The organism is Pseudomonas sp. 2(2015) (genome assembly GCF_000955865.1).
Taxonomy (GTDB): domain Bacteria; phylum Pseudomonadota; class Gammaproteobacteria; order Pseudomonadales; family Pseudomonadaceae; genus Aquipseudomonas.
On record NZ_JYOF01000011.1, the window covers coordinates 50,527 to 74,130 of the forward strand.

Genomic DNA, 23,604 nt, shown 5'->3' on the forward strand with positions numbered 1-23,604 from the left:
CGGCCAGCCCTTAGCTCAGAAAGCCACCGTCGACATTTAACGCGACGCCAGTGGTGTAGCTCGATGCGTCGCTGGCCAGGTACAGCACCGCGCCGGCCATCTCTTTCGGGTCGGCCACGCGCTTGAGCGGGATCTGCTGCAGCGCGGTGTTGAGGATCGCATCGTTCTTGACCAGCGCCGAGGCGAATTTGGTATCGGTCAGGCCTGGCAGCAGGGCGTTGCAGCGGATACCGAACGGCGCGCATTCCTTGGCGAAGACCTTGGTCATGTTGATCACCGCCGCCTTGGTCACCGAGTAGATGCCCTGGAAGATCCCCGGCGACACGCCGTTGATCGAGGCAACGTTGATGATGCTGCCGCCACCGTTGTCGCGCATCAGCTTGCCGGCTTCCACCGACATGAAGAAGTAACCGCGGATGTTGACGTCGACGGTCTTCTGGAAGGCGCCAAGGTCAGTGTCCAGCACGTTGCAGAACTGCGGGTTGGTGGCGGCGTTGTTGACCAGGATGTCCAGGCGCCCGAACTGTTCGCGAATGCCGGCGAAGACCTGGCTGATCTGCTCCATCTCGCCGATGTGGCAGGCAACCGCGGTGGCCTTGCCACCGGCGGCGATGATCGCTTCGGCAACCTGCTGGCAACCCTCGAGCTTGCGGCTCGAGACGATCACATGGGCGCCTTGCTGGGCCAGCAGGTGGGCGATGGCTTCGCCGATGCCGCGGCTGGCGCCGGAGACGAAGGCGACTTTGCCGTCGAGGTCGAACAGGTGGGTCTTGGACATGGTCTTTTCCTTGTTGGAGTCGTCAGAGTGGGGACTTGCCGATGACCTGCAGGCTCATGTGCTCCAGCAGCGTGTTCATGTGGATGAACTGGGCGAAGCGCTTGTCCTGGGTCTGGCCGTGGAAGAACCGGTAGTAGATCTGCTGGACGATGCCGGCCAGGCGGAACAGGCCGTAGGTGTAGTAGAAGTCGTAGTTGTCGATTTTGATCCCGGCACGTTCGCCGTAGTAATCGACAAACTGCTGGCGGGTGAGCATGCCCGGGGCGTTGCTTGGCTGGCGGCGCATCAGTTGCACCGGCGCCGGGTCGTCGGCTTGAATCCAGTAGGCCAGGGTGTTGCCCAGATCCATCAGCGGATCGCCAATGGTGGTCATTTCCCAGTCGAGCACGCCGATGATGCGCATGGGGTTGTCGGCATCGAGGATGACGTTGTCGAAGCGGTAGTCGTTGTGCACGATGGCAGGCTTGGGGTGATCGGCCGGCATTTTCTCGCGCAGCCAGGCGATGACCGTTTCCCAGCGCGGTGCGTCCGCGGTCAGGGCTTTTTCGTAGCGGCTGGCCCAGCCCTCGATCTGGCGTTGCACGTAGCCTTCGGGCTTGCCCAGGTCGCCCAGGCCGCAGGCGTTGTAGTCGACCTGGTGCAGCTCGACCATCCGCTCGATGAAGCTCTTGCACAGGACCTCGGTGCGTTGGGCATCCAGGCCCAGCTCCGGCGGCAGGTCCGAGCGCAAGATGATGCCCTTGACCCGGTCCATGACATAGAACTCGCCGCCGATCAGCGACTCGTCGGTGCAATGCACGTAGGCCTTGGGGCAATAGGGGAAGCCGCTGTTGAGCTGGTTGAGGATGCGGAACTCGCGGCCCATGTCATGGGCAGATTTGGCCTTGTGACCAAAAGGCGGGCGGCGCAGTACAAACTCGCGCCCGGGGTATTGCACCAGGTAGGTCAGGTTCGAGGCGCCGCCGGGGAACTGGCTGATGGTCGGCGCACCGGCCAGGCCCTGGATATGCGCTTTCAGATAAGGGTCGATCACTGCGGCATCAAGTTCTTCGCCGGGGCGGACCTGGGTGGACTGGTCGGTGAGCGTCATGCGTTTCCCTTATGTTCAAAGCCAGAGATTATTGGCCAATCTAATTCCTGCCGCGCACGCTCACAAGCACACCCGGGCGTTATAGGTGAGCGTGTTGCAGCACAATCAGCAGGTTTGATCGGCTGCGCATATATAACTACACCCCGCTCCCTGCGTGCCTTTGATTGACTGCTGCCTTCCGCCATCCATGAGGCAGCGACAATGACCGCCGACACCCTGACGCCTTTCAAGAGCCACGAGCGTTATTTCAACCAGCAGATCCCCACCTGGCTGAGCCATGCCAGCACCCATGCCATCAAAGAGCTGCATCAACGTCAACTGCCTCCCGCGAAGAGTGTCGCAGATACTGACGCGCAACTGCGCCAGGCATTGAACGACAGCCTGAGGCGTACCCAGGCTTCCAGCGCTGCGGCCGCCCGGGTTCTGAGGCAAATCAAGGGTATCAGCGAGTTTGCCGAGCCGCTGTTGCACGCTGAAATAAACAAGCGCTTGGCGCTGGATATCAGCGTAACGGCCAATGAGCTGGTGCACATGCGCGATGATGCTTCGTTGCGCGAAGATCGCCTGGCCTCGGTGTTGATATCACGCCAACCGTTGTTGCAGGCGGCCTTGCAGAATTTTACTGCAAGCGACGCAGAGATCTTTCGCACCGATGCCTACAGTGCGGTGACGGCGGTCGGTGCCCTGCAACCTTTCCCCTCGACAGTGGACCCTGAGCGACGCGCACATCAATCCATCCGTTACGCCAGCAAGCTGCCCATCAGCACCCAGCAGTTTGCAAAGCTGTGCCGGGAACTGGATATCGGCCAACAGTACCAGGATCATCTCAAGTCAATTCTCGACGCCGCCCAGAGCCGCGACGCCGTGCGCCGCACGCTGGTATCGGCGGCCAGGGACCGCTGCGAAAGCAACGTGCACGCCGCGCGTATCGCCGGCCACATCAGCGAGCCGGCCTACCGCATGCTCAAACAGATGCTCAGGCAGTCGGCAAGCGCCCCGGCGACACAGACCCTGAAGGTCAACAAGGTGTATGAGCATGGCAACAGCGCGTTCGACGGTTCGCGTTGCTACCTGCTCAACCTCTTCGGTAGCACCCTGGGCGGCGGCTTTTTGTTGCTCAGCCCCGATCCTGCCGGCCAGGCGCTGCCGGTGCCGGTCGTGGTGATAATGCCGGGCGATGCCAAGCCTGTGCAGGAATACGACTCCTACGCTGATTTTTACCGCAGCCTCAAGGCGCGCCTGCAAGACCCGCAGTTCCAGGGCTTTTTCAGTCGGTTCGTCGGGCGCCGCGGGCAATCCACCGTATTCACTCAATTGAAGCAAAGCGGCAACTGGCACGCGCACCCACCCAGGCTTCAGGAAATACGCGGCGAGTGCTTCGACTACCTGCACAGCGCGATGTTGACCAGGGCCTGGGACGACGCCAAGACCCTGGCGGTGCCGACCGCTGATGTCGATCGCGACGCCTGGTTGCAGGAGTTGAACCATTACCTGGGCTTAGGCTTTAGCATGCTCAACGTAGCCGCGTTCTTCGTGCCGGGCCTGGGCGAGGTGATGATGGTGGCCCTCGGTGCGCAGCTGCTCGGCGACCTGTTCAACGGCTTGCAGGCCTGGGAGGCTAACGACAAGCAACAGGCCATCAGCTATTTGCAGTCCTTCGGTATCAACCTGGCTATCACTGCCGGGCTGGGTGTGGCCGCGGGAGCCACGGGCGCCGCGTTGAGCCAGCCGCTGGCGATCGATGCGCTGGAGGTGGTCGAGCTACCGGGGGGTGAGGTCCGCCTGTGGCGACCGGATCTTGCCCCTTACCAGCAAAGCGCAGCACTGCTGGAGGGCCACTTTGCCGATGCGCAAGGCATTTACCGGGTCGCTGGCAAACGCTACATCCGCATCGAGGGCAAGCCATTGGAAATCACCCAGGATTCGCACCTGGGCAAATGGCGTATCGAGCACCCCGACGACCCTCAGGCTTACCGGCCTGTACTTGAGCATAACGGTGAGGGTGCCTGGCATCATGCGCTGGAGCGCGTCGACAGTTGGCCACGCCCGACCCTGGTGCGCAGGCTCGGGCACGCCTTCGAAGGTTGGGCAGACGCGGCGCTTGAGCGCATGGCCGACATCAGCGGCGTCAGCGATGCTGAGCTGCGTGCGGTCTACAGTGACGACCAACCCGCCCCGGCAGGGCTGCTCGACGTCAGGCGGCGGTTTGAAATCGATCGCCTGATCGCGGCACAGATCGACAATGTAAAGACGGGGCAGGGGTTGCAATCAGGCTTCAACTATCCGGTATCGCTGCTGCCGGAGTTACCGCGCTGGCCGCAAGGCAAAGCCATCGAGCTGTATGACAGTGCCGAACTATGGGGGCAACCGATGGTGTATGGCCGTGCGCAGCCTGAGGTAGCCGCCATCAGGCTTTCGCGCAGTGACCTGGCCGAAGGACGCCTGGCTCGCAGGGTGGTAGAGGGTTTGAGCGTGGCCGAACGCGGCAGTTGGTTTGGTAATGACCACCTGGCCCGCGACCTTGAAACCGAGATCGGCCAGCAACTGGCTGAGCAGATGCAGGCATCCAGGTCACGGATATTCGACAGCCTGTACCAGGACTCGAGCGAACCCCTCGACGCTCTGCAAACAGCGTTGCAAAGGGATTTCCAGGGGCTGTCGCGCCCGTTCGCCGAAGCGCTGGCCAAGGCGGCCAGCGAAGTTGAGCGCAGCCGCTGGCAGGATTCGGGGCGAGTACCGCTGACGCTTGCCAAGCGGGCTCGCGAGGCGTTGCGCCAGGTACGCCTGGGCCGCGCCTGCGAAGGCCTGGAAGTCAGCTACCTGGCCAATGACGACACCTACCGGCTAGCGCTTCATCTGTTGCCGGAGCTGCCCGGCTGGAGCGATTCGGTCCATTTGAGCGTGCGTCGCGACAGTGTTTTCGGCACCGAGCTCGACAGTATCGGCAGCACGGGAGCAACGACGCGAAAAACCTTGGTCAAAAGCGCCCGCGGCTGGCGCGCTTTTGACGAACAAGGCGCCGAGTTGAGCGGGCTCGAGACAGCGGATCATGGTTTCTTTACCAGCCTGCTGCAGGCTTTGCCCGACAGCGAGCGCGTGGCCCTTGGCGTGAACATCGGCGACAGCACCGCACTGCGCCGCGCCCTGCTGGTGCAGGCAGCGCGAAAGCCTGCCAAGACACGGCTGGCGCTGGGCATGGCGGTTGAGCATGGCCGCTTCAGGACGCCCCTGCCGGTGGGGGCGGGACGCCGTGGCTACCCCTTGGGCGGGGTGGTCGGGCGCTTGTTGCCGCGCACTTATGAGCAGCGTTTGCGTCGCCTGTTCCCCGACTATACCGATGGGCAGTTGCGCGACATCGTCCGCAACGCGGGTTTGCAGGGTGAAAACCTGGAGAATGTGGTCGGCGACCTGGAACAGGAGCTGGAAGCTGAACGCCAAGGCTTGTCGGCGTGGGTGGAGCAGGGGGCTACAGCCACGGCCCGCGAACGGCGCAGGCAATTGGCGATGCAGTTGCTGGATGTCTGGCAACAGCGCAGCAGGGCGCCATTGGAGGCCAGCGAGTATCAACTGGATGGAGCGCACGGCTACGTGCTGAGGCTAGACTCCCCCAGCGTCGATGCGCTGCCACCGTTGGCAAGCGAATTTGACCAGGTACTGGAGCTTGAGCTGTGCAGCATGACGGCCATCAGCGAATTGCCCGCGGATTTCCTGCAGGCCTTTCCCAACTTGCGACGTTTGAGCGTGAACTATACGCCGATCACCGAGCTTCCGGAAAACATGGCACGACTGAGAGGTTTGCGAGTGCTCGACCTCACCTACACCCGAATAGGCTTGGCTAACCTTGCGCGCTTGAGCGAGCTGCGGCAGTTGTGGAGGCTGGAGTTGCGTGGCGTGTCGGTGACGCCTTCGATCGTGTCCGCTCAGCAACTTGGGCCCTTGCGGCAGTTGTCCAGCTTGCGATTCTTGTCGCTGGTGGAGAACGATGTCAGTTTCGGGCCGGGGGCGTTTGCCGAACTGGCCGGGATACCCGCGTTGCGCCGGTTGTATTTGACCCACAATAACATCACCCTGAGCGAAGCCGATGTCAGTGAGCTGGCAGGCATCACCCATTTGTATGAACTGTCCATGGGCCATAATCCGCTGATGCGCACCCCGGACATTCGTCAGATGCCGCACCTGCGGCTCCTGGCATTGCCGAACGCGCAAATCAGCACGTGGCCGGCCGGGCTTGAGGTCAACTCGCAGATGGAGGTTCGCCTTGAGTACAACGCCATCACCGTGGTCCCCGAAGGCGCCGGAAGGATGCCTGGGTTGTCGTTCGGCTACGAGAGCATGAGCGCGGAACTCACTACCCGCCTGAGTCTGGAGCGAGGGCAGGTGGACGCCGAGCCGGGAGCGAACGTGGATTTCGAGGCGGGCGTGGATGAGGGCGAGGACGATGATCTGACGGCCTACCATGCATTGACTGAAGAACAGAGTCACACCGCGCTGGAGCTGTTTAGACTACCGGAGTCGCGCTCGTTTCGGCGCTTGCTGGCCCGCGTGTTGAACAATGGGCAAGTGGACGAGCAGCAGGCGGTGCAGTTGATTGAAGCGGCCGCGGCAGATCCTGGTCCTGAAGGGCTGGGCAGGCAATTGTTCGACCAGGCAGTCGATGCCGATACTTGTGAAGACCGCGATATCGTGGTGTTCAGTGATCTGCAGGGGCTGCGCGAAGCCAATCAGGCGCTTAGCCAGGTTGCTCTGGCGCAAGGAGACCAAGCAAGTCGGCGATTGCTCGGTCTTGGCATCAGCCGCTGGCGCCTGCAGCGCTTGCGTACCTATGTGGCGGAGCAGATCCGCGGCTGGCGACCGTCGATGCCAGACATCGACGACATAGAAGTGGAGCTGTACTACCGAATTCACCTGGCCGCACGCCTGGGCTTGCGCAATCAGCCGTCCACGATGAGGTTTCCTGGCCTTGTGACCTGGGTGACCAGCGATATGCTGGCCGAGGCGGCGCGCATCATTCGCCAGGACCAGGCTGGCTTGCTACCGCAATGGATGGGCGAGGAAGTCTACTGGCAGAATTATCTCAGACGTGTGCACAGCGAGCGCTTTGCGGCGCTGCAGGTTGAACTGGCCGAAGTCTTCGACCCTGCGATCGATTTCATGGAAGCGCTGCAACGGCTCCGGGGGGAGCAAGCGGACTTGGCAACGCCGCTTCCTGTGGTACAGGGCCAGACGGCTGAGCAGTTGGCGCTGGCATTCGGGGTAACACAAAACGAGCTGGCGCAGTTGGCTTATGTCGAGGCCGAATGGAACCAGGCGTATGCAAACCTGCAGGATGCCCGGGAGGCAAGGGAAAATGAGCTTCCGGGGGTTCTGACAGAAGAGGAAATTGGTCGAAACGCCGGATAGCGACCTGCCGGTGATTGCAATCAAAAAAAACCGAAGCCTGGGCTTCGGTTTTTTTTGTTACCACTGCAAGCCGATCAGGCCGGGAACAGCTCGCTCAGTTTCATCGACAGCATCATGTCGCCTTCAACGCGCAGCTTGCCGCCCATGAAGGCCTGCATGCCGTCGGTTTCGCCGCTGACGATACCCTTGAGGGTGTCGCTGTCCAGCACCAGGGTGCAGTTGGCGTCGGCGTTTTCGCCTTCCTGGATTTCGCAGGTGCCATCCTTGACGATGAGGGCGTAGTGCTTGTCTTCGTCAGTGATGTTGAAACCGAATACCAGGTCCAGGCCAGCGGCGGCGGCTGGGTTGAACTTGGCTTTCATCGCTTCGACGGCTTTTGCTACATCGCTCATGGTGTGTTCCTTATTAAGTGATTTGCGTGACGGGTGAGGTCACAACGAGCCGGGGTTCATCGGTAGGTGATGAGCTCCGGCGCCTTCAACAGCTGCACATGGGCCTGGCTGTTGAAGGAAGCCAGGGCCACCTCGCGGCCGCGAAACTTCAGTTGGCTGAGCGAGGTGTTGATGATCTGCCAGTTCAGCTCGAAAGCCTGGCCGGCAGTGATACGGGTTACCAGGTGGAGCAGGGCGGCAATGGTGCCGCCCGAGGTGAAAATGGCAATGTTGTCGCCGTTGCCGGCCTGTTGCAGCACCCGCTGCAGGCCGCCATCGACCCGCTGGACAAAGCCCTGCCAGCTCTCGGCGCCTTCGCAGGCGTGTTCGCCGCCGTGCCAGCGCTGCACCAGCAAGGCGAACAGGCGCTGGAACTCGCTGCGGTTCTGAGTGCCGTTGCGCAGCACGTGCAAGGCTTCGGGCTCGTCCGGCAACAGGCCAGGCAGCAGGCCGCGGATCACGCCGTCGGCATCGAATTCGTTGAAGGCATTGTCGGTCTCCAGCGTGGGCACTTCGCAACCGGCGTTGTGCATCACAGCCATGGCCAGGCGCGCGGTGTCCTGCTGGCGGCGCAGGTCGCCAGCCAGGCAGCGGTCCAGGCGCAAGCCCAGTTGCGCCAGGTGCTCGCCCAGGGCCTCGCTCTGGCGCATGCCCACGGGCGAGAGGACGTCGTAGTCGTCTGCACCAAATGAAGCCTGGCCATGTCGAATCAGGTAGATACTGCCCACGTCGTCCGCCTGCGCTAAGGATGAGCCGAGGTTAGGTTGCCGCTGTCAGGCTGTCAACGAAAAAACATACAAGCGTTTGAAAAGAGCGTTTGAACTGCATTGCCGAAGATTTCCTGCGCTGGCAGGGGCAGGGCGGGCTCGGTATGCTTGACTATCGGTTCGCGCCGCACGGGCGCAGGCATGTTAAGGAGTTACTGTGGAGTTTCTTGCAGAGTACGCAAGCTTTCTCGCCAAGACCGCGACCCTGGTGATCGCGATTCTGATTGTCCTCTCGGCGATTGCCGGTTTGCGCGGCAAGGGCCGGCGTAAGGGCGGCGGCCAGTTGCAGGTCAACAAGCTCAATGAGTTCTACAAGGACTTGCGTGAGCGCCTGGAAAGCAGCTTGCTGGACAAGGCCCAGCTAAAAGCCCTGCGCAAGCAGCAGGCCAAGGCCGAAAAACAACTGAAGAAAAAGCCCGAGGAAAAAAGCCGGGTGTTCGTCCTCGACTTCGACGGCGACATCAAGGCCTCGGCCACCGAGAGCCTGCGCCATGAAATCAGCGCGGTGCTGAGCCTGGCCACGGCCCAGGACGAGGTGGTGCTGCGCCTTGAAAGCGGTGGTGGGATGGTCCATAGCTATGGCCTGGCGGCCTCGCAACTGGCGCGTATTCGCCAGGCTGGCGTGCCATTGACCGTGTGCATCGACAAGGTCGCCGCCAGCGGTGGCTACATGATGGCCTGCATCGGCGACAAGATCGTCAGCGCACCCTTTGCCATCCTTGGTTCGATCGGCGTGGTGGCGCAGTTGCCCAACGTCAACCGCCTGCTGAAAAAGCACGACGTCGACTTCGAGGTATTTACCGCCGGTGAATACAAACGCACCGTGACCGTGTTCGGCGAGAACACCGAAAAAGGCCGGGAGAAGTTCCAGGAAGACCTGGACATCACCCACCAGTTGTTCAAGGACTTCGTCTCGCGCTACCGCCCGCAGCTGCACATTGATGATGTTGCCACCGGTGAGGTCTGGCTCGGCGTTGCCGCGCTGAACAAGCAACTGGTCGACCAGTTGATGACCAGCGACGAGTACCTGAGCCAGCGCGCCCGCGAGGCCAACCTGTATCAGTTGCACTTTGCCGAGCGTAAAAGCCTGCAGGAGCGTGTGGGCCTGGCAGCCAGCGGTTCGCTCGAGCACCTGGCGGTCAAGCTCTGGAGCCGTCTCAGTGGCCGGCTGTGGTAACCGCCTAGCTTTGCAACGCCCAAGCATTAATTAGCACCCTGGCGGTGCTGCCGGCAGGTCTCCTAGGCATTCAAGCCAACAGGAGACTTGCCATGACCACCCCCTCTTCAGTATCCGTTCCCGGCCTGCATGGCCCGTTCGTTTCGCAACGCCTGCCCACCTGGGTCAGGCATGCCAGGCCCGACGACTTCGACCGGATGGGCGCCCACCTGCTAGCCGAGCAACACGGCCGTGAGCAGGAAGAATGGTTTGCCAGCGCCAGCACAGCGGAAAAGCAACAACTCGTCGATTATCAGTTGCGCAGTCGCCACTGCGGCCAGCGCCTGGCCCGTGAACTGAAAGACCTCAAAGGCATCGGCGCGTTTTGCGAACCCCTGCTCAAAGCCCGGCTCAAAGCCGACCTTGGGGCCGAGCCTGATATCGACTTCGATGAGTTCGTGCGCATCGAGCGTGAATCAGTGCTGCTGGGGTCAATGCTCAGGACTGTCCCGCGCCGCCAGAGCCTGATGCAGGCGGCATTGCAGAACTTTGCCGCCGACAGCGAGTTTGAAGCCGGCACTGCGCTGGCGCCCAAGGACGCTTTCTTTCTTGAACTGATACCGGGGACCGAGCAGGGCTACCCGCGTTTTCGCTATCGCTACACGCAAAAGCTCGAGATCGAACCCCAGGCGTTTGCCCGCGTATGCCATGACCTGGACCTGGGCGGGCAATACCAGCGGCACCTGAGCGAAGTGTTCGAGACACCGGCCAGCAGCGCCCTGCGTCGTAGCCTGGCAATCGAGCTGTACAAGGATCAGTTAAGGGTGAACCTGCAGGTCGCCTTCATGAAAAAACAGATCAGCGAGCGGGGACGTCAGGCCTTGCTCGATCTGTTGAGTGGCGTACGGGCGCCGCGCTGGAATGGTAAGCCCGTGCGTTGCAGCCAACTGAGCATGTTCGAAGCGCCGCTGTCCGATGTGTTGGTGATCGGGCCTGAGCGCAACGACAATCGCGTCGAGCCGGTGATCCTCTACCTGCCAGGGGCGCCGGGCGCGGTGCTCAAGGAGTACCCCTCGGTCAAGGCCGCCACCGATGACCTGAAGGTCCTGCTGCGCAAACCCGCGTACCAGTCGCTGTTGCGCGGCTATGTTGCCCACCAATCGCAGCAACATGTATTGAAGCGGCTGGAGGAGGCGCTGTATCACCTGGTCAATGATGGCGACGGCCTGCACTGGCGGCGGCCGAACCCGGACGCCAACCTGCATGTGCGCGAGACCTTCATCGACCAGGAACTGTTTGGCTACCTGCAGGACCGTCACCTGCAGAAGATCAAGGATGAGGCGCGGGCCCTGGCCGTGCCCAGCGCCGACGCCGATGACCAGGCCTGGCGCGAGCGCCTGGCTTATTGGGAGTCGATCGGTTTCAACCTGCTCAATGCCGCAGCGTTTTTTGTCCCCTCGCTCGGGGCGGTGATGGCCGCCGTGGCGGCGGCGCAACTGATCGGCGAGGTGGTCGAAGGTGCCCACGCCTGGGAGGCTGGCGAGCTGGCCGAGGCCTGGACGCACCTTGAATCGGTCGGCCTCAATGTTGCCTTCATCGCCGGGCTGGGCCTTGCCGGCAGGGCCCTCGAGCCGGTTGCGGCCAGCGAGGCGATCAATCGCCTGGTCAAGGTCAGGCTGCCCGATGGTCAATTGCGCTTGTGGCAGCCTGCGCTGGGTGACTACACCCAGGACATCGACCTGCAAGGGATCGAACCCGACAGTAACGGTCACTACCTGGTCGAGGGCAAGCGCTACATCCGCCTGGGTAACGATACTTTCGCCGTGGCGACAACCGAAACCGGGCAGTGGAGCATCCTCCACCCGGCAGACCCATCGGCTTACCGGCCTGTGCTTGAACACAATGGCCAGGGCAACTGGCGGGTGATCGGCGAGCAGCCACTGGGCTGGAGCCGCCTGCAGTTGTTGCAGCGACTGGGGCATGCCGCTGAGGGGCTCAGCGACGCCGAGCGGCTGCAGGCGGCCGATATCAGCGGGGTTAGCGATGATGTCTTGCGCGCCATTTACGCCACGCAGCAACCACTGCCGCCGTTGCTGGCCGATACCCTGCAGCGTTTGCGCCTGGACCGCCAGCTCGAAACCTGGGTCGGCAACCTGCGCAGCGGCTCGCCGGGCGGCGTGGGCCGGGACTTTGCCGTGGTACTGGCCACCGAACTGCCCAACTGGCTGAACCTGCCGATCGAAGTGTTTCGCGGCCCCGAGTTATGGGGCGACTCGACGGTGTACGGCCTGGCCCGCTGGCCTGATAGGCCAACGTTCAAGGTGCTGATGAGTGAGCTCTACGCCAACCAGTTGCCCGAAGCCATACTGCAGCGCTTCGATGAACAGTCCATTAAGCGTCTGCTAGGTGCCCATGTGCAACCTGCTGATCGCCTTCAGGCACTGCGTAACGCATTGGCAGCGCAGGCGCAGCTCAGGCGCTCGGCGATATTCGAAAGCATCTATGCGACGCCTGCCCAGCAGGCGCAGGCAGAGGTGCGTCTGCTGCAACGGGACTTTCCCTTGCTGCCCCTGCAGGCCGCTGAAGAACTGCTCAACCATGCCACCCCGGGCGAACTGGGCACGCTACAGCAAGCCGCTGCCCGGGTGCCCCTGCGCCTGGCCGAGGAGGCCCGGCTGTACCAGCGCCAGGTGCGCTTGAACCGTGCGCTCGAGGGTATCTACCAACCGCGTTTGGCCAGCCTGGACGGTGACCTGCTGATGCTGCGCCTGCTCGATCAACTGCCCGGCTGGAGCGCCCGGGTTCACCTGCAAGTGCGTGCCGAAACGTTCGATGGCGAGCTGCTGGCGTCGGTTGGCGAGCCGAGCGGCGAACTCAAGACCCTGCTGCGCAAAGACCAGCGTTACAGCGCCTTCGATGCGCACGGCAACGAACTGACCGTCAACGACGATATGGCCGGGGCGCTGCTGCGGGCACTGCCGGACAGTGAACGCCAGTCACTGGGGCTGCAGATTGGCGAGCGGGATCGCTTGCAGGCGACGCTGGCGGCGTTGGCCTCGGCAGACCGGCTTCGCGCTTCACGCTTGCTCGGCCAGCAGCCAGTACGCCCCTGGCTACGCACGCCGATGCGCCTGGCCGACGGGCGCCTGGGCTATCCGCTCAGCGGCCGTGGGGCGGTGGGCAACCGATTCGACGCTAGCCTGTTGAGCCAGGTCCGCAGCCTTTATCCGATCCTGGAGCCGCAAGAGGCAGAACGTTTGCTTCAGGAACTGGGCGCGACAGAGGTTGAGCGGGCCCAGGCGCTGGAGCGGCGTCGGGAGGAATACCAGCAGTTGACGCAAACCCTTAATCAATGGGTCGAGCAGATACACGACGTCGGGGATGATGGTTGGGTGCTCCCACCGAATGCCCGGCCGCTGCGCATGGTGGCTGAACAAATCAAAAAGGCCTGGCGCCGGGAAACGGCCCGTGCCCACGCCGGTGACGGACGCTTTATCGGCTACCGTCTGGACTTGAGCAACTGGCGTCTGGGCACCCTGCCAGCGTTGACGGCGGACTTCAGTCACATTGGCGACCTGGTTCTCTCGGCAATGGGCCTGCGATCAGTGCCGGCAAGCTTTCTGCAGGTTTTCACCAGGCTGCGCTGGCTCGATCTCAACGGCAACCGCCTGGCTGGGCTGGACGAGGCAATCGGCGAACTGCAGGGCCTGACCCGGCTAAAAGTACGCAACAACAACCTGGAGATGACCGAGGCGACCCAGGCGGTGCTTGGGCGGCTCACGCAACTGAAACTGCTGTTTCTGGATGACAACCCGCTGCGCGAGCCACCTGTTGTCGGAACAATGCCGGGGCTGCTCAACCTGTCATTGAGGAGTACCGGAATCAGCACCTGGCCTGAGGGCGTGTTCGGGCTTGAGCACCTGACCATGCTGGACCTGCGCAACAACGAGATTCGCCATATACCCGATGCGGTATTGCAGAGCTCGCCGCAGGTTGTGAGAATCAATCGCATCACCCACCTGCATGGCAATTTGCTGGATCAATTCAGCCTTGAGCGGCTGGAAACTTACCACCAGCGCACTGGCGTGAGTTTCCAGGTAGTGCAGAACCTGCGCGGGCCGCACCTTGTAACACCTGAATCACCTGTAGCGCGCTGGTTGATCGGCGTCGACGCGGCCAGAGCGGAGCAAATCAAAGGCCATTGGAGCGATCTGGCTGACATGGCGGGAAGTGGCGAGTTTTTCCGTGTGCTCAACGATTTACCCGAAACCGCTGATTATCGCGACGACTTCACCGGGTTGCGCGAGCGTGTGCTGAACGTGCTCGCTGCTGCCAAAAGCGATGAAAAGGTCCGCGCTTCGTTGTTCAACTTTGCCAATGGCCCGGATACCTGCGGCGACGGTGTCATTCTGGTGTTCAGCCAGTTTGAGGTGCTGGTGCTGGTGGGACAAGCGAAGCAAGCCGGGACAGTGGTCGGCGCCGAATACGCGCTGGTCGATCTGGCTCGTCGCTTGAGTCGACTTGACGCGGTGGAACGGATTGCCTTGCGTGATATTGATGCAAGACGGGCGCAAGGGCTTGAAGTTGACGATGTGGAGGTGCGTTTGGCGTATCGCATCGGTCTGGCCGAACACCTGGACCTGCCGGGGCAGCCGCAAAGCATGCTGTTCGGGCGCCTAGCCAATGTGACGCAGGCGCAGCTAGTCGCCGCCGAAAACGAGGTGCTTGAGAGGGAAACGCCAGAGTTCCTGAAGGCTGAGCTCTCGAGTCGGGACTTCTGGGTCGAGTTTCTCAATGAAAATTATAAATCCCGTTTCGATGAGGCCAAAAAACCGATTCATGAGCTGCAGGATCAGTTGGACCTAGACTCAGTCACGATTTCATCCCAGGAATATAATGAAAGAAGCAAAGCCTACCTTGAAAGGATAAAAGAGGTTGAGCGCAATCTGATCGAGACACTGACCACGGATATCTGGAACAGCGTGCCGGATCAGGTTACCCATCTCTAACTGCCGGCTCCCGTGCCTGGCCGGGTGCGGGAGCCGCTCTTACACATGCTATTACACAAGCGCTGGCGTGATACATGCCGGCTGCGTAACACTCTGCCCTGGTTCGACTCCAGTCCCGACACACGGATTTGTTCCAAGAGCCTGGAGGAGTACGCCTTTTGAATAGTATTTGCTCGCCATCGGCCCAAGCCGCACCTCAGGTAGCGGTAGGGTCGTCCCAGCGACGTGGCCCGTTGCGTGCAGGGGAGCGTGTCCAGCTCAGTGATGAGCGTGGGCGTCTGAATGTCATCTGCCTGGCGCCGGGTGGTCAATTTCACACCCATAAAGGCTATCTTGATCATGACCAGATCATCGGGTGTCCGGATGGCTTGCGGGTCACCGGCAGCCAAGGCCAGCAGTATCACGTCTTCAGGCCGCTGCTGAGCAACTTTGTCCAATCCATGCCCCGCGGTGCGGCGGTGGTCTACCCCAAGGACGCCGGCCAGATCGTGACCATGGCCGATATTTTTCCCGGTGCGCGGGTGGTTGAGGCTGGCGTGGGTTCGGGGGCGCTGTCTATTTCCTTGCTGCGTGCGGTGGGCGATCACGGCTACCTGCACTCGATCGAGCGTCGCGAGGAATTCGCCGATATCGCTCGCGGCAATGTCCAGAGCCTTTTCGGGCAGGCACACCCCGCCTGTCGGATTACCTTGGGTGATTTGCAGGAACAGGTGCTCAAGCACGAAGCACCGGGCAGTATCGATCGTGTGGTACTCGATATGCTGGCGCCCTGGGAGTGTCTTGATGCGGTCGCCCAGGTGCTGGTACCCGGTGGTGTATGGATCAGCTATGTCGCCACCGTGACCCAGCTGTCACGTACGGCTGAAGCGATTCGCGCAGACGGGCGCTTCACTGAGCCCCAAGCCTGGGAGTCGATGGTTCGTGAATGGCATCTTGAAGGGCTGGCGGTGCGTCCCGAGCACCGGATGATCGCCCACACCGGCTTTTTACTCATGACCCGGCGCTTTGCCGACGCGGCAGGGCCGTTGTCACCCCGGGTTCAGAAAAAAACCTTTGCCGATGAAGACCTGGATGCCTGGCTCGCCCTTGAGTCGACGAAGCGCCCCACGTCAGGCCGCAAGCTACGTCGGGCCGCGAGAAGTGCGGCAGAGGGCACGGCTTTGGCGCAGGATGATCCAGGTACTTGAGATTGACCGCGGGGCAAACCGGCTTGCCCCGCGATGCATTCAGCGACGACGGAACAGCGGTTGCGGTTCGTCAGTGGCGGCCTGGTAGGTCACCGAGAAGTCCTGCAGGCTCTTCAGCGCTTCGACCGGGTCCTTGTCGGCACGCAGGGCAAAAGCATCGAAGCCGCAACGCTTCATGTAGAACAACTGGTCGCGCAGCACGTCGCCAATGGCGCGCAGCTCGCCGGTGAACTTGTAGCGGTCACGCAGCAGGCGCGCGTTGGAGTAGTTGCGCCCGTCGGTGAAGGCCGGGAAGTTCAGGGCAATGACCTGGAACTGGTTGGCCACTTCGCCGATTTCTTCGGCTTCTTCGTCGGCGTCGAGCCAGACGCCCAGGCCGCCGTCGCGGGCCTTGAGCATATGGCCGTGTTCACGCCACAGCTGCAGCGGCACGATGTAGTCGTCGCAGTTGGTCACCTCGTCGATGTTGAAGTCCTTGGGCAGCAGGTGCCAGGTTTCGTCGACGATCTGGTTGTTCTTAATGATTCGCTGCATAGACGCGTTCCTTGAATGGGTCGATGCCAATACGTTGGTAGGTGTCGATGAAGCGCTCGTCTTCGGTGCGTTTTTCAACGTAGACGTCGATCAGCTTCTCGATCACATCCGGCATGTCGTCCTGGGCAAAGGAAGGGCCGAGGATCTTGCCCAGGCTGGCGTCGCGGCTGGCGCTGCCCCCCAGGGAGACCTGGTAGAACTCTTCGCCTTTCTTGTCCACCCCGAGGATGCCGATATGGCCGACGTGGTGGTGACCGCAGGCGTTCATGCAACCGGAGATGTTCAGGTCCAGCTCACCGATGTCGAACAGGTAGTCGAGGTCGTCGAAACGGCGCTGGATGGACTCGGCGATCGGGATCGACTTGGCGTTGGCCAGCGAGCAGAAGTCACCGCCCGGGCAGCAGATGATGTCGGTCAGCAGGCCGATGTTCGGCGTGGCCAAGCCGTTTTCGCGCAGCTCCAGCCACAGGGCATGCAACTGGCTCTGCTCGACGTCGGCAAGAATGATGTTCTGCTCGTGGGAGGTGCGCAGCTGGCCGAAGCTGTAGCGCTCGGCCAGGTCGGCCACGCTATCCAGTTGCTTGTCGGTGAGGTCGCCGGGGGCGACGCCGGTAGGCTTGAGCGACAGGGTCACGGCGACGTAGCCAGGGCGCTTGTGCGCCAGCACGTTGCGCGCGCGCCAGCGGGCAAAGCCTGGGTGCTGCTGTTCGAGCTCGCTGAAGTCGAGGTTGTCCAGCGCCTTGTAGTCCGGGTCGACAAAGTGCTTGGCCACGCGGTGCACTTCGGCTTCGGTCAGGGTGGTGCTGCCGCCGCGCAGGTGGGCCATTTCGGCCTCGACCTTTTCGGCGAACACTTCAGGGGTGAGCGCCTTGACCAGGATCTTGATCCGCGCCTTGTACTTGTTGTCGCGACGGCCGTAGCGGTTGTACACCCGCAGGATCGCGTCCAGGTAACTGAGCAGGTCCTGCCAGGGCAGGAACTCGTTGATGAAGGCGCCGACCACCGGGGTACGGCCCAGGCCGCCACCGACCAGTACGCGAAAGCCCAGCTCGCCGGCTGCGTTGTACACAGGCTCCAGGCCGATATCGTGCACTTCGATGGCCGCGCGGTCGCTGCTCGAGCCGTTGATGGCGATCTTGAACTTGCGCGGCAGGTAGGCGAATTCTGGGTGGAAGGTGGTCCACTGGCGGACGATCTCGCACCAGGGGCGCGGGTCGATCACTTCATCGGCAGCGACACCGGCGAACTGGTCGGTGGTGACGTTGCGCAGGCAGTTGCCGCTGGTCTGGATCGCGTGCATCTGCACGGTGGCAAGCTCGGCCAGAATCTCGGGGATGTCTTCCAGGGCTGGCCAGTTGTACTGCACGTTCTGCCGGGTGCTGATGTGGGCGTAGCCCTTGTCGTAGTCGCGCGCGATCTTCGCCAGCATCCGTGTCTGGCGCGAGGTCAGCTGGCCATAAGGCACGGCGACCCGCAACATCGGGGCAAAACGTTGGATATAGAGGCCATTTTGCAGGCGCAGGGGGCGGAACTCTTCTTCGCTCAGTTCACCGGCCAGGTAGCGGCGGGTCTGATCCCGGAACTGCTTGACGCGGTCCTCGATGATCCGCTGATCGTACTCGTCGTATACGTACATAGGGGTCCTGTTCTCAAGCTGCTTGCAGCTAATCGCGCGCACGGCCGCGCACTCCGATGCGGAGCCGAGGAAAGATAGCAGTTTGCGTTTATGCGCAAAAGTGAAGTTTTTGCATATGAAAAGAACCATTTGGACTAAGTGAGACTGACTGGCATTTGTCCAATGTGCCACTACGGACGGTTATAATTGGCGGTTTGAATAGCGGGAGCGTCAACGCATGCTCAAGGCCTTGTGCCAAAGCCTTTGCCTGAGCCTGCCACTGGTGGCCGGCGCGCAGGCGGCTTCAGTGGTGTTTCTCAATCCGGGCTATTCCAACGAGACTTTCTGGGTCAGTTATTCGCGTTTCATGCAGGCTGCCGCCGACGATCTTGGCCTGCAGTTGCGTATCCAGTACAGCGAGCGCCGGCCGGAGCTGGCGCTGACCCAGGCCCGTGAAGTGCTCGAAGGCCGCCAGCGTCCCGATTACCTGGTGCTGGTGAACGAGCAGTACATTGCTCCGGAGATCATCCGCCTGTCCCGCGACAGCGGGGTAAAGCTGTTCCTGGTCAATAACGGCCTGACACCGAATCAGGTCGAGCTGATTGCCAGCCACCCGGACAAATACCCGCCCTTGCTCGCCACCCTGGTCGGCAATGACGAGCAGGCCGGCTACCAGATGCTCAAAACCCTGATTGCCCTGCGTGCCCGCCCGGGGGTGACCCGGCCGCTGGAGCTGCTGGCGTTTTCCGGGCTCAAGACCACCCCGGCCTCGCAGTTGCGCGAGCAGGGCATGCGCCGCGCCCTGGCCGAGCACCCCGAGGTACGCCTGCGCCAGGTGGTGTATGGCGGCTGGGGCCGCGAGCGTGCCTACGAACAGGCCCGGCAGCTGTTGCAGCGCTACCCGAAGGTCGAGCTGGTGTGGTCGGCCAACGACGAAATGGCCTTTGGCGCCATGCAGGCGCTGGAGGAAGCCGGGCGCGTGCCGGGCAAGGATGTGCTGCTGAGCGCCGTCAACAGCTCGCCGGCGGCGTTGCAGGCGCGCATCGACGGGCGCCTGAGCGTGCTCATGGGCGGACACTTTTCCCTCGGCGGCTGGGCCATGGTGTTACTGCACGATGATGCGCTGAAACTGCCAATCGACCGAGATGGCCGGCGCGATTACCAGGTGCCGGTGCTGCAGATGATCGACCCGCAACGGGCCCGGCGCTGGCTGAACCTGCAGGATCAAGCCGACTACGGCCTGGATTTCAACCGTTTCAGCGCTCAGGGCCATGCGCCGGATTACCGCTACCCGTTTCTCAACGCCCCGGTCGAATATTGAAATACCCCTGCTTGAGCAATGGCCATTGCTGAACTTAACTGCTACGGGTGACATGCATTCCCATAAACACTACAAGAGGCGATGCAATGGGAAATTCGACCAAAGCGGGTAAGCCTGACAGCAGTGTCGATGCCTGGGCGATACTCTGTCTGATCATCCTCGTGGTAGTGACCGCCGTGTACTGGGTCAGCCACCAGTGACATCACCCGATGGGTAACAGTGAACCGCCCGCAGAATGGACATCTGCGGGCGGACTGCATTTCAGCGGGCGGTCAGGTGCATGGCCAGTTGCACCAGCCCGATCAATACCAGAATGAACAGCAAGGTGAACACGGTGCCCAGCGCGATGAAGTGGCTGGCCTTGCCGTGGTTGAAGTCGCGGGCGCGGTTCTTGCCGCTTTGCACCCCGAAGGCCGCTGCCAGGATGCTTTGCAGCATCTGCCAGAAGGTCGGGGGTTTGCCTTGGGCGGGTTCGTCCATGAGGGGCTCCTGGTTAAAAGGCATCCCCTCTCAGTGTAGACGGAAGCTGCAAGCTATGAGCCTCAAGCTACAAGAGGCTGATGCGCCTTCTTGCAGCTTGTAGCTTGAAGCTTGCAGCTTCAGTTGTCATAACCAAGGTTAGGCGCCAGCCAGCGCTCGCTCACGCTCAGTTCCTGGCCTTTGCGCGCGGTGTAGCTCTGCACCTGGTCCTTGTCGACCTTGCCGACGGCAAAGTACTGCGCCTGCGGGTGGGCGAAATACCAGCCGCTGACCGCCGCCGCCGGGAACATGGCGAAGTGCTCGGTGAGGAACACGCCGCTGGGCCCGGTTTCGCCGATGGCGGTGCCGTCGAGCAGGCGGAACAGGGTTTCCTTCTCGGTGTGGTCCGGGCAGGCCGGGTAGCCCGGGGCAGGGCGGATACCCGAGTACTGCTCCTTGATCAGCGCCTCGTTGTCCAGGTGCTCGTCCTTGGCGTAACCCCAGTAGTCCTTGCGCACCTGTTCGTGCAGCCATTCGGCGCAGGCCTCGGCCAGGCGGTCGGCGAGGGCTTTGACCATGATCGAGTTGTAGTCGTCGCCCTTGTCCTGGTACGCCTTGGCCACTTCCTCGGCGCCGATGCCAGCGGTGGTGATGAAACCGCCGACGTAATCGGTGATGCCGGTGTCTTTAGGTGCGACGAAGTCGGCCAGGGAGAAGTTCGGCTTGTTGTCCGGCTTGATGGTCTGCTGGCGCAGGTGGTGCAGCTGCGCCAGTGGCTGACCATCGGCGCCATAGACTTCGATGTCGTCATGGTTGACCTGGTTGGCCGGCCAGAAACCGAACACCGCGCGGGCGCTGATCAGCTTTTCGTCGATCAGCTTGGCGAGCATTTCCTGGGCATCCTTGAACAGCGCGGTCGCGGCTTCGCCGACCACTTCGTCAGTGAGGATGCGCGGGTACTTGCCGGCCAGGTCCCAGGAGATGAAGAACGGCGTCCAGTCGATGTACTCGGCCAGTACCTTGAGGTCGATGTTCTCCAGTACCTTGACGCCGGTGAAGCTCGGCACCACCGGCTGGTAACCGGCCCAGTCATACTTGGGCTTGGCGGCGATCGACTGCTCGTAGCTCAGGCGCTCGGTGCGGGCGCTGCGGTTGGCGGTGCGCTCGCGCACCTCGATGTAGTCCAGGCGGGTCTTCTCGACGAAGCCTGGCTTGAGTTCCTTGGACAGCAACTGGGTGGCGACGCCCACCGCGCGTGAGGCGTCGGTGACGTAGATCACCGCGTCGTTGCTGTACTTGGGCTCGATCTTCACCGCCGTGTGGGCCTTCGAGGTGGTCGCGCCGCCGATCATCAGCGGCAGGTGGAAGTCCTGGCGCTGCATTTCGCGGGCAACATGGACCATCTCGTCCAGCGACGGGGTGATCAAGCCCGACAGACCGATGATGTCGCACTTCTGCTCGCGGGCGGTCTGCAGGATCTTCTCGGCCGGGACCATGACGCCGAGGTCGACGATGTCATAGCCGTTGCAACCGAGCACCACGCCGACGATGTTCTTGCCGATGTCGTGCACGTCGCCCTTGACCGTGGCCATGAGGATCTTGCCCTTGGCTTCGGGCTTGTCGCCTTTTTCCAGTTCAATGAAGGGAATCAGGTGCGCTACCGCCTGCTTCATTACCCGCGCCGACTTGACCACCTGGGGCAGGAACATCTTGCCGGCGCCGAACAGGTCGCCGACCACGTTCATGCCGCTCATCAGCGGGCCTTCGATCACCTCGATCGGGCGCGCGCACTGCTGGCGGCACTCTTCGGTGTCTTCCACGATAAAGGCGGTGATGCCCTTGACCAGCGCATGTTCCAGGCGCTTGCCAACCGGCAGCGAGCGCCATTCCTCGTTCTCGACTTCCTTGACCGCGCCGCCGCCCTTGTAGTCGTCGGCGATCGCCAGCAGGGCGTCGGTGCCTTCCGGGGTGCGGTTGAGCACCACGTCCTCGACCCGCTCGCGCAGCGCCGGCGGGATCTCATCGTAGATCTCCAGCTGGCCGGCGTTGACGATACCCATGGTCAGGCCGTTCTGGATCGCGTGGTAGAGGAACACCGAGTGGATCGCCTCGCGCACCGGGTTGTTGCCACGGAACGAGAACGACACGTTGGAAACACCGCCCGAGCTCAGGGCGTAGGGCAGGTGGTCGCGGATATAGGCGCAGGCTTCGATGAAGTCGACGGCGTAGTTGTTGTGCTCCTCGATGCCGGTGGCAACGGCGAAGATGTTCGGGTCGAAGATGATGTCTTCGGCCGGAAAGCCCACTTCATTGACCAGGATGTCGTAGCTGCGCTGGCAGATCTCGCGCTTGCGCGCGGCGGTGTCGGCCTGGCCGACCTCGTCGAAGGCCATCACCACCACGGCGGCGCCGTAGCGCTTGCACAGCTTGGCGTGATGCTTGAAGGCCTCGACGCCTTCCTTCATCGAGATCGAGTTGACGATGCCCTTGCCCTGGATGCACTTGAGGCCGGCTTCGATCACTTCCCACTTGGAGGAGTCGATCATGATCGGTACGCGGGAAATGTCCGGCTCACCGGCGATCAGGTTGAGGAACTTGACCATGGCCGCCTGGGAGTCGAGCATCCCTTCGTCCATGTTGATGTCGATCACCTGGGCGCCGGCCTCGACCTGCTGCAGGGCGACTTCCAGCGCTTCGGTGTAGTTCTCTTCGCGGATCAGGCGGGCGAACTTGGCGGAACCGGTGATGTTGGTGCGCTCACCGACGTTGACGAACAACGAGTTGCGGTCGATGGTGAACGGCTCAAGGCCCGACAGCCGGCAGGCCTTGGGGATGTCGGGAATGGCCCGTGGCGGGTACTTGGCGACCGCCTCGGCAATCGCCTGGATATGCCCCGGGGTGGTACCGCAGCAGCCGCCGATGATGTTCAAGAAGCCGCTGGCGGCGAACTCTTCGACCACCACGGCCATTTCGGCCGGGGTTTCGTCGTACTCACCGAAGGCGTTCGGCAGGCCGGCGTTGGGGTGCGCCGAGACATGGGTGCCGGCTTTGCTCGACAGCTCTTCGAGGTAGGGGCGCAGGTCCTTGGCACCGAGGGCGCAGTTCAGGCCCACCGAGATCGGGTTGGCATGGCGCACCGAGTTCCAGAACGCTTCGGTGGTCTGCCCCGACAGGGTACGGCCGGAAGCATCGGTGATGGTCCCGGAGATCATGATCGGCAATTGGACGCCGTCTTCCTCGAACACCTGCTGCACGGCGAAGATCGCCGCCTTGGCGTTGAGGGTGTCGAAGATGGTCTCGATCAGGATCAGGTCGGCGCCGCCAGCGATCAGGCCGCGGGTCGCCTCAAGGTAGTTTTCTACCAGCAGGTCAAAGGTGACGTTGCGATAGCCCGGGTCGTTGACGTCGGGGGAAATCGAGCAGGTGCGGCTGGTGGGGCCGAGCACGCCGGCAACGAAGCGCGGTTTGTCCGGGGTCTCGAGGGTCTTGGCATCGGCGACCTGACGGGCGATGCGTGCGCCTTCGAGGTTAAGCTCATAGGCCAGCGACTCCATGCCGTAGTCGGCCTGGGAAATCTGCGTGGCGTTGAAGGTGTTGGTTTCGAGAATGTCGGCGCCGGCGTCCAGGTAGGCCTTCTCGATGGCGGCGATGACGTCGGGGCGCGACAGCAGCAACAGGTCGTTGTTGCCTTTGACATCGCTTGGCCAATCGGCGAAGCGCGTGCCACGATAGTCGTGTTCCTCGAGGCGGTAGCTTTGGATCATAGTACCCATGCCGCCATCGAGAATCAGGATGCGCTCTTTGAGTGCTTGCTGAAGTGCTTGGAAACGAGCGCTGCGGTCAGACATAGGACTACC

13 protein-coding genes are annotated in these 23,604 nt (G+C 62.2%); 5 read left to right on the top strand and 8 right to left on the bottom strand.

Going from position 1 to position 23,604, the window contains the following annotated elements:
- Positions 1 to 10 precede the first annotated feature (10 nt).
- Positions 11 to 778 (bottom strand): SDR family oxidoreductase, encoded by a 768-nt coding sequence (locus tag UB48_RS15440; protein WP_045198566.1) that lies wholly within the window; start codon positions 776 to 778, stop codon positions 11 to 13.
- A 22-nt stretch (positions 779 to 800) separates the two neighbouring features.
- Positions 801 to 1,868: a phosphotransferase family protein gene (locus UB48_RS15445; RefSeq protein ID WP_045198568.1), complete on the bottom strand. Its 1,068-nt coding sequence runs from the start codon at positions 1,866 to 1,868 to the stop codon at positions 801 to 803.
- 201 nt (positions 1,869 to 2,069) lie between these two features.
- Here UB48_RS15445 and UB48_RS15450 point away from each other — a divergent pair, with 201 nt between their 5' ends.
- Positions 2,070 to 7,268 carry a DUF6543 domain-containing protein gene (locus UB48_RS15450; RefSeq protein WP_045198570.1) on the top strand — a complete coding sequence of 1,733 codons (5,199 nt, stop codon included), beginning with the start codon at positions 2,070 to 2,072 and terminating at the stop codon, positions 7,266 to 7,268.
- A gap of 74 nt (positions 7,269 to 7,342) precedes the next feature.
- On the opposite strand, the gene UB48_RS15455 is transcribed toward UB48_RS15450, so the two are convergent.
- Together UB48_RS15455 and UB48_RS15460 are read right to left on the bottom strand one after the other, a co-directional pair.
- Positions 7,343 to 7,660, bottom strand: a complete 318-nt coding sequence (locus UB48_RS15455) for an SCP2 sterol-binding domain-containing protein (protein WP_045198572.1) — start codon at positions 7,658 to 7,660, stop codon at positions 7,343 to 7,345.
- A 56-nt stretch (positions 7,661 to 7,716) separates the two neighbouring features.
- Positions 7,717 to 8,427 (bottom strand): histidine phosphatase family protein, encoded by a 711-nt coding sequence (locus tag UB48_RS15460; protein ID WP_045198574.1) that lies wholly within the window; start codon positions 8,425 to 8,427, stop codon positions 7,717 to 7,719.
- A gap of 196 nt (positions 8,428 to 8,623) precedes the next feature.
- On the opposite strand from UB48_RS15460, the gene sohB reads away from it, so the two are divergent.
- The 3 genes from sohB (at position 8,624) to UB48_RS15475 (ending at position 15,818) form a co-directional block, all read left to right on the top strand.
- Positions 8,624 to 9,643, top strand: a complete 1,020-nt coding sequence (gene sohB / locus UB48_RS15465) for a protease SohB (protein WP_045198575.1) — start codon at positions 8,624 to 8,626, stop codon at positions 9,641 to 9,643.
- A 92-nt stretch (positions 9,644 to 9,735) separates the two neighbouring features.
- Complete coding sequence (locus UB48_RS15470) at positions 9,736 to 14,631, top strand: NEL-type E3 ubiquitin ligase domain-containing protein (protein WP_045198578.1); 4,896 nt, start codon at positions 9,736 to 9,738, stop codon at positions 14,629 to 14,631.
- A gap of 233 nt (positions 14,632 to 14,864) precedes the next feature.
- Positions 14,865 to 15,818 (top strand): tRNA (adenine-N1)-methyltransferase, encoded by a 954-nt coding sequence (locus tag UB48_RS15475; RefSeq protein WP_275559899.1) that lies wholly within the window; start codon positions 14,865 to 14,867, stop codon positions 15,816 to 15,818.
- A 39-nt stretch (positions 15,819 to 15,857) separates the two neighbouring features.
- Here the strand turns inward: UB48_RS15475 and UB48_RS15480 are convergent, their stop codons facing one another.
- Both UB48_RS15480 and UB48_RS15485 read right to left on the bottom strand, forming a co-directional pair.
- Positions 15,858 to 16,352 (bottom strand): DUF934 domain-containing protein, encoded by a 495-nt coding sequence (locus UB48_RS15480; protein WP_045198582.1) that lies wholly within the window; start codon positions 16,350 to 16,352, stop codon positions 15,858 to 15,860.
- Positions 16,336 to 17,988, bottom strand: coding sequence for a nitrite/sulfite reductase (locus UB48_RS15485; RefSeq protein WP_045198584.1), 1,653 nt, complete (start codon positions 17,986 to 17,988; stop codon positions 16,336 to 16,338). Before UB48_RS15485 ends, UB48_RS15480 begins: the two co-directional genes overlap by 17 nt.
- 217 nt (positions 17,989 to 18,205) lie before the next feature.
- On the opposite strand from UB48_RS15485, the gene UB48_RS15490 reads away from it, so the two are divergent.
- On the top strand, positions 18,206 to 19,288 hold the full coding sequence (locus UB48_RS15490) for an ABC transporter substrate-binding protein (RefSeq protein WP_045198586.1): 1,083 nt from the start codon (positions 18,206 to 18,208) through the stop codon (positions 19,286 to 19,288).
- Between the two features lie 261 nt (positions 19,289 to 19,549).
- Here UB48_RS15490 and UB48_RS15495 read toward each other — a convergent pair whose 3' ends face one another.
- Together UB48_RS15495 and metH are read right to left on the bottom strand one after the other, a co-directional pair.
- Positions 19,550 to 19,768: a DUF2970 domain-containing protein gene (locus UB48_RS15495; protein WP_010223692.1), complete on the bottom strand. Its 219-nt coding sequence runs from the start codon at positions 19,766 to 19,768 to the stop codon at positions 19,550 to 19,552.
- Positions 19,769 to 19,887: 119 nt separating this feature from the next.
- Positions 19,888 to 23,595 (bottom strand): methionine synthase, encoded by a 3,708-nt coding sequence (gene metH / locus UB48_RS15500; protein WP_045198589.1) that lies wholly within the window; start codon positions 23,593 to 23,595, stop codon positions 19,888 to 19,890.
- Positions 23,596 to 23,604 lie beyond the last annotated feature (9 nt).

What these genes read in the sequence shown, in the direction of transcription:
- UB48_RS15440 (WP_045198566.1), bottom strand. Translation starts at nt 778, where the DNA reads ATGTCCAAGACCCACCTGTTCGACCTCGACGGCAAAGTCGCCTTCGTC.
- UB48_RS15445 (WP_045198568.1), bottom strand. Translation starts at nt 1,868, where the DNA reads ATGACGCTCACCGACCAGTCCACCCAGGTCCGCCCCGGCGAAGAACTT.
- UB48_RS15450 (WP_045198570.1), top strand. Translation starts at nt 2,070, where the DNA reads ATGACCGCCGACACCCTGACGCCTTTCAAGAGCCACGAGCGTTATTTC.
- UB48_RS15455 (WP_045198572.1), bottom strand. Translation starts at nt 7,660, where the DNA reads ATGAGCGATGTAGCAAAAGCCGTCGAAGCGATGAAAGCCAAGTTCAAC.
- UB48_RS15470 (WP_045198578.1), top strand. Translation starts at nt 9,736, where the DNA reads ATGACCACCCCCTCTTCAGTATCCGTTCCCGGCCTGCATGGCCCGTTC.
- UB48_RS15480 (WP_045198582.1), bottom strand. Translation starts at nt 16,352, where the DNA reads ATGCAGCGAATCATTAAGAACAACCAGATCGTCGACGAAACCTGGCAC.
- UB48_RS15485 (WP_045198584.1), bottom strand. Translation starts at nt 17,988, where the DNA reads ATGTACGTATACGACGAGTACGATCAGCGGATCATCGAGGACCGCGTC.
- UB48_RS15490 (WP_045198586.1), top strand. Translation starts at nt 18,206, where the DNA reads ATGCTCAAGGCCTTGTGCCAAAGCCTTTGCCTGAGCCTGCCACTGGTG.
- UB48_RS15495 (WP_010223692.1), bottom strand. Translation starts at nt 19,768, where the DNA reads ATGGACGAACCCGCCCAAGGCAAACCCCCGACCTTCTGGCAGATGCTG.
- metH (WP_045198589.1), bottom strand. Translation starts at nt 23,595, where the DNA reads ATGTCTGACCGCAGCGCTCGTTTCCAAGCACTTCAGCAAGCACTCAAA.